The sequence below is a fragment of the Streptomyces sp. Ru62 genome, from assembly GCF_002920615.1.
GTDB lineage: Bacteria > Actinomycetota > Actinomycetes > Streptomycetales > Streptomycetaceae > Streptomyces.
The window spans coordinates 165,481-172,079 of record NZ_PQSU01000023.1 but is presented as its reverse complement, the minus strand read 5'-3'; the positions used below and the strand labels follow the sequence as shown (position 1 = coordinate 172,079).

Sequence of the window (6,599 nt, the reverse complement as noted above, 5' to 3'; positions counted from 1 at the left end):
CACGGCGGTACCGGTGTCGGCGGCGAGCGCCTCCAGGTGGTCGAGGATCTGCCGCTGCACCGTCACGTCCAGGGCCGAGGTGGGTTCGTCCGCGACGAGCAGGCGGGGCCGGGCCGCGGTCGCCATCGCGATGAGCACGCGCTGGCGCATGCCGCCGGACAGTTCGTGCGGGTACTGGCGGGACCGCCGGGCGGGATCCGGCAGTCCCGCCCCGGCGAGGAGGTCGACGGCCCGTTCCGCGGCGCCCCGCCCGGTGGCCAGGTGGTGGACGCGCAGCACCTCGGCGACCTGCCGGCCGACCGGCTTCACGGGGTCCAGCGACACGCCGGGGTCCTGGGGCACGAAGCCGATGCGCCGGCCCCGTACGTCCCGCCACGCCCGCTCGCTCAGCCCGGTCAGTTCCTCGTCCTCCAGACGGACGGAACCGTGCTCCACCCGGCCTCCCGGGGGCAGCAGGCCGATCACGGCGTGCGCGGTGGTGCTCTTCCCGGAGCCGGACTCGCCGACGACGGCTGTGATCCGGCCCGGCGCGGCCGTCAGGTCCAGGCCGTCGACGGCGGTCCGGGTCCCGGCGGCCGTACGGTAGCCGACCCGCAGGTCCGTGATCCGCAGCACCGCGGTGTCCTGCGACACGGCCTCGGGACGGGTCGTCCCGGCCGGTGCGGAGGTCATGGTCGTTCTCCTCGGGTCTCCAGGATCCTCGACAGCCGGTTCGCGGCGAGGACCACGGCGGTCACGATCAGACTGGGCAGGGTCGTCAGCCACCACGCCGTGGCGAGGTAGTTGCGGCCGTCGGCGACCAGGGCGCCCCACTCCGGGGCGGGCGGCGGTTCCCCGTAGCCGAGGAAGCTGAGACTGGCGATGGCCAGCACCACCAGCCCGAAGTCGAGCGCCGCGAGGGCCAGTACGGGACCGACGGCGGCGGGCAGGACGTAGCGGAACAGGACGCGCCACCAGCGGGAGCCCAGCAGGATCGTGGCCTCCACGTAGCCGGCCGTGCGCACCCGCAGCACCTCGGCCCGCATCACCCGGGCGAACGCGGCGACGCTCGTGACACCGACGGCGACGGCCACCTGGACGGTGCCGAAACCGATGGCGGCGACGATGGTCAGTGAGAGCAGGACCGGCGGCACCGAGAGCATCACCTCGACCAGCCGCATGATCACCGCGTCCGCCCACCTGCCGAAGGTCCCGGCTGCCAGGCCCAGCAGGATGCCGACGACGAGGGCCACGGCGATGGCGACGACCGTCGCCCGCAGCGACAGGGACGCCCCGTGCACCACCCGGGCGTACACGTCCCGGCCGAGCTGGTCGGTGCCGAAGGGGTGCGCGCCGCTCGGCGGCCGGAACCGCTCGGCCGGTGTCCCGGTCGTGGGGCTCTGGTGGGTGAACCACTCGGGCGCGACCGCCCACCCCAGCACCAGCAGGAGCACGAGGACGGACAGGACGGCGCCGGGTGAGCGCGGCACGTGCCGTACCGTCGCGTCGCGCGCGGCACGGAGACGGCGGCCGGCCAGGGCCGCTAACCCGGCCGGCACCGGCGCGGCGTCATCGGCCAGGGTCCCGTCGGCCACGGCGCCGGGAGCCGTGCCGTGCCCGCTCATGACGTCACCAGCCGGCCGGTCGCCCGGATCCGCGGGTCCAGTACCGGGTACAGCAGGTCGACGCCGAGGTTCACCACGGCGAAGACGAACGAGGCCAGGACGACGACCCCCTGGACGACGGGCAGGTCCTGGGTGGAGACGGCGGCCTGGGTGATCCGGCCCATGCCGGGCCGGGAGAAGACGGTCTCCACCACGACCGCGCCGCCGATGAGATAACCGACCAGGAGGCCGACCACTGTCACCGCCGGGATGGCCGCGTTGCGCAGCCCGTGCGCGAGGAGCAGCCGGGCGCGGCCCGCGCCGGTGGCGCGGACCGTGTCGGCGTACGGCTCCCGCAGGACGGTGTGCAGGCTCTTGCCGAGCACCTGGGCCACCAGCGCCGCGCCCGGGATGGCCAGGGTGCACGCGGGCAGGACCAGTCCGGCCGCCCCGGTGCCGCCCAGGGACGGGAAGAGGTGCCACCGGACCGACAGCAACTGGATCAGCAGCAGTCCGACCGCGAACGACGGCAGTGAGACGGCGAACGACGGGACGGAGCGCAGCAGTTGCCGCACCGCCGGGGAGCCGACGAGGTGGGCGGAGACCGCCAGCGCGCACCCGGCGGTGAGCGCGAGCGCCAGGGCGGTGCCGCCCAGTGCCAACGTCGACGGCAACGCGTCGGCGATCATGCGGGTGACGGGCTGCCCCGTCTGGAGCGACGCGCCGAGGTCACCGTGGAGGGCGTCCGCGAGCGCGTGGCCGTACTGCACCGGCAGCGGCCGGTCCAGGCCCAGCTCGGCCTTGGCCCGGGCGATGTCCTCCGGGCTGAGGGTGTCGAACCCGCCGCGCCCGCTCAGCATGAGCGCGACGGGGTCGCCGGGCAGCAGTCGCAGGGCGGCGAAGGCGAGGGTGAACGCCGCCCACACGACGAACACCGCGCGCAGCACACGTCCCGCGAGGTACCGCGCGGGGGTCATGGCGCACCGCCCGGCGTGGGCCCGGCCTTGCGGAAGGCTCGCACCGGCATCACCCGACCCACGCGTCGTGGAGGTTCAGCCGGGTCGACGCGTCCAGCGCCAGGCCGTGCACCTGGTCGGACACGCCGTGCACCAGGGAGCCCTCGTACAGCGGGACGGTGTCCGCGTGGTCGAGGATCCAGTCGGTGGCCTTGGAGACCGCCTCGCGGCGGGCCTTGTCGTCGGTCGCGGACGCCTCCTGCTCCAGGTAGGTGTCGAGCTCGCTCGCCGGCAGGTGCCAGAGGTTGGACCCCTTGGAGTAGAAGATGTTGCGCAGCACGTCCGGGTCGGCGCGGGTCACGGCGACCGCGGTGATGTCGAACTGCCCCTTCTGCTGCTGCTCGACGTAGGCGGCGGGCTGGACGGCCTTGAGCTTGACGTCCACGCCCAGCTTGCGCAGCTGCTGCTGGACGTACTCGTCCACCGGCGGCATCGGCGCGGGGATGAGCCAGGTCAGGGTGAGCTGCTTGCCGTTCTTGACCCGGATGCCGTCCTCGCTCTTCTTCCATCCCGCCTCGTCCAGCAACCGAGCGGCGCCGTCCGGGTCGTAGCCCAGCTTGTCGCTGTCGTCGGTGTAGTAGGGGGTGGTGGAGGCGAGGACACTGGTGGCCGGCTTGTACGAGGAGTTGAAGACGGTGTCGACGAGCTGCTCGCGGTCGATGCCCACCAGCAGCGCCTTGCGCACCTTCTCGTCGGCGAGGGCACCGACGTGGTTCAGGGAGAGCGGGGGCACCAGTCCGGGTGCGGGCTTGGACAGCAGGTGGAAGCCGTTGCCCTTGAACTGCGCCTGGTCGGTGGGCTGCACGCTCTTGGCGACCTGGACCTGGCCGGAGCTGAGGGCGCTGGTACGGGCACCCGCCTCGGAGACGAAGGTGAACTTCACCTGGTCGAGGTGGCCCGCGCCCCGGTTGTCGTCCAGCGAGGACGGCCAGGCGTAGTCCTTGCGCCGTTTGAGGACGACTTCCTGGTTGGCCGTGTAGTGGTCCAGTACGTACGGTCCGGAGCCGTGGAACTGGCCGCGGCAGCGCTGCGCGTTGGACTTCTCGAAGCCGGCCGGTGACAGGATGCCCAGACCGACGCCGGAAGTGGCCTGGAGGAACTGTGCGTTGGGCGCGTCGAACCGGACGGTGAAGGTGTGCGCGTCCTTGACGGTGGTGCCCCGGTAGCCGCGTATGTAGGCGGGGGCGCCGTTGGCGGGCTGCTTGATCAGGTTGTCGAAGGTCAGCTTCACGGCCTTCGCGTCGACGGGCTTGCCGTCGCTGAAGGTGACGCCGTCGCGCAGGACGAAGGTGAAGTCGCGGCCGTCGGCGCTCTGTGTCCAGGACTTGGCGAGCCACGGCACGATCTTGCCGGTCTTGGGGTCCTGGTCGGTGAGGGTGTCGACCATGGAGCGGGTGATGTCCACGGCGGCCAGTTGCCCGGTCTGCTGCGGGTCGAGGCAGGCGGGGTCGGCCTCCGCACCGACCACCAGTGTGCCGCCGTCGCGCGGCGGGCCGGCCGCGGCGCCGGCCGAGGTGCCGGAGCCGTCTCCGGAACAGGCGGTGGCCGTGAACGCCAGCGCGAGCAGCGCGAGTGCCGGGCGGAGGGACAGCCGGTCGAAGTGGTTCGGACCGGTTCGGCTTCTGGACATCCAAGGCCCTTTCTGGGACGTACTGACGTGCGGTGCACGCCGCCGGCGCCGCCCGGGTCGGGCGGCGCCGCGGCGCGCGCGGTGCAGGGACTCGTATGTGGGGGACCCGCGTGGGCTGACGTGGGGCACGCGGAGGGGGCTCACGTGCGGGGCTCGTAGGTGGCGGGCTCGCGCGGTCGCCTCCCGGAGGAGGGCGCGGGCCGGGGAGGTGGGGAGTGCCGGCGGGGCGGGCGCGGCCGGTACCGGTGCGTCAGCCCAGTTCCTTGGCCACGGCCTCGCGTACGGCGGGGACGATCTCCTGCGTCCAGCGCTCCAGGCCCTTGGCGCGGGACGGACCGCCCGCCGCGAAGAACACGAAGCCGGAGGCGCCGTGCTCCAGCACCGCCTCGGTCAGTTCGTCGATCCACTGCTGGACGGAGCCGCCGGTCCACCGCCCGGTCTCGTCCCGGGGCGCGTCGACGGGCCGGTCGGTGATGCGGGCCGGCAGGTTGAAGACGGTGGCGATGTCCGCCGGGTCCCGGCCGGCGGCGACGGCGGCCTCCTCGACGATCCGCCGCGAGGCCTGGTAGCGGGGGCTGTGCCAGTCGGCCGCGTTGCCGGGTATCCAGCCGTCGGCCCGGCGGCCGGTGACGGCCAGCGACCTGGGCCCGACCGAGCCGGTCCACACCGGCGGAGTCGGCACCGGGGCCGGGTCGAGCGCCTCCACCCGGGTGAACTCGCCCTCGAAGGTGACGGGTTCACCGCCGCCGGACAGCGACCTGACCAGGCCGATGGCCTCCTCCAGCGCGCGCACGGCGGCGGCCGGCTCCAGCCGGGGCACACCGAACCTCACGATGTCGTCCCAGTAACCGCCGGCCCCGATACCGAGGACGACACGGCCCTGCGCGAGCGCGGAGAGGGTGCTGAGCGTGCGCGCCAGCAGGGGCACCGGCCGGGTCGGAAGGTTGGTGACGGTGACGACACCGGTGATGGCGCGGGTACGGCCCAGGAGCAGTGCCAGGGTGGCGTACGCTTCCAGCCGGCTGCCGTAGTAGGGGTGGTCGGACACGGTGAAGAAGTCGAGTCCGGCGCGGTCGGCGTGTTCCACCCCGCGCACGATCTCGTCGGCCTCGGCGAGGGTCGACCCCGGTCCGTATCCGAACCACGGTTTGCGTGCGAGCCGTTCTGGCATGGCTGGTGCGTACCTCTTTCACTGGATGGTGCAGGACGTGTGGGTCCCGGAGTACGGGAGTGGGCGCCGGTCGTCGGGGGCGGGGCCGGTGTCGGCGTCCTACGCCGGCACCGCCTCGACCACGCTGCAATGACCGCCGGGGACGATCCGCGTCAGCCGCAGGCCGGACTTCTCCAGCAGGACCTCGAACTCTTCCGCGGTGCGCTGTTTTCCCCCGGCCACGAGGAGCATGTCGAGGTCCATCAGGGAGACCGTGGGGGTCGGCCGGGGCCGTTCGGGCAGCACGGCCTCGACGAGCAGCACCCGGCCGTCGTCGCCGAGCGCGGTACGGCAGTTGCGCAGGATGCGCCGGGAGAGTTCGTCGTCCCAGTCGTGGATGATGTTGGACAGGACATAGGCGTCGCCGCCGGTGGGCACCGTGTCGAAGAAGTCGCCGCCCACCAGCCGTACCCGGTCGCGCACTCCGGCGGCCCGCAGGGTATCCTCCGCCTGGGACACCACCTCGGGCCGGTCGTAGAGGGTTCCGCTCACCCCCGGGTTGGCGTCCAGCACGGCGGCCAGGAGCGCGCCGCGGCCGCCGCCGACGTCGACCACGGTACGGAAGGCGCCGAAGTCGTAGGCCGCCACGACGGGGGCGATGATCCCCCGGGACGCCTCGGTCATGGCCTTGTCGAACACGGTCAGGACGTCCGGGTGCTCGCCGAGGTAGTCCCAGACCGATGAGCCGTGCACGTCGGGGAAGGCGGTACGGCCGGTGCGCACGGCGTCGGCCAGCCCGGTCCAGGCGTGGCGTTCGGCGGGCAGCCCGGTCCAGATCGCGAAGTTGCGCAGCGAGCCGGGGCTGTCCTCGCGCAGCGCCTGCCCCAGCTCGGTCAGGGCGAAGGCGCGGTCGTCGAGTTCTTCCAGGAGACCGGCGTCGGCGGCGGTCCGCAGCAGCCGGTGGAGACTGGGCGCGTGCGTGCCGGTGGCGGCGGCCAGGTCGTGGACGGAGCGCGGGCCGTCGGCCAGCGCGTCGGCGACGCCCAGCTCGGCGACCGCGCTGACGGCCTGGGCGAGCCAGCCGCCGGCGAGCAGGTTCAGGATGCGGGCGGGTGCGGGGAGCCGGGAGGTGTCTGACGGCATGACGAACTTCCTCCTGAGTACCGGATGAGCGGACCGCGACGCACCGATGGGCCCACCTGAAGCCTCTTCGCTGTGGG

Annotated in this window: 6 protein-coding genes; all 6 read right to left on the bottom strand. The window is 73.4% G+C overall.

What is annotated here, in order from left to right:
- Positions 1-672: ABC transporter ATP-binding protein (locus tag C3492_RS29090; RefSeq protein WP_146075732.1), on the bottom strand; the 672-nt coding region annotated here is incomplete at its 3' end.
- Positions 669-1,604 carry an ABC transporter permease gene (locus C3492_RS29085; RefSeq protein ID WP_103815563.1) on the bottom strand — a complete coding sequence of 312 codons (936 nt, stop codon included), beginning with the start codon at positions 1,602-1,604 and terminating at the stop codon, positions 669-671. The genes C3492_RS29085 and C3492_RS29090, both read right to left, overlap by 4 nt.
- Positions 1,601-2,560, bottom strand: coding sequence for an ABC transporter permease (locus C3492_RS29080; RefSeq protein ID WP_103815561.1), 960 nt, complete (start codon positions 2,558-2,560; stop codon positions 1,601-1,603). The genes C3492_RS29085 and C3492_RS29080 overlap by 4 nt, the downstream gene beginning before the upstream one ends.
- A 49-nt stretch (positions 2,561-2,609) precedes the next feature.
- On the bottom strand, positions 2,610-4,229 hold the full coding sequence (locus C3492_RS29075) for an ABC transporter substrate-binding protein (RefSeq protein WP_103815559.1): 1,620 nt from the start codon (positions 4,227-4,229) through the stop codon (positions 2,610-2,612).
- Between the two features lie 250 nt (positions 4,230-4,479).
- Complete coding sequence (locus C3492_RS29070; RefSeq protein ID WP_103815557.1) at positions 4,480-5,400, bottom strand: LLM class flavin-dependent oxidoreductase; 921 nt, start codon at positions 5,398-5,400, stop codon at positions 4,480-4,482.
- A gap of 99 nt (positions 5,401-5,499) precedes the next feature.
- Positions 5,500-6,522 (bottom strand): methyltransferase, encoded by a 1,023-nt coding sequence (locus C3492_RS29065; RefSeq protein ID WP_103815555.1) that lies wholly within the window; start codon positions 6,520-6,522, stop codon positions 5,500-5,502.
- Between the last annotated feature and the right edge of the window lie 77 nt (positions 6,523-6,599).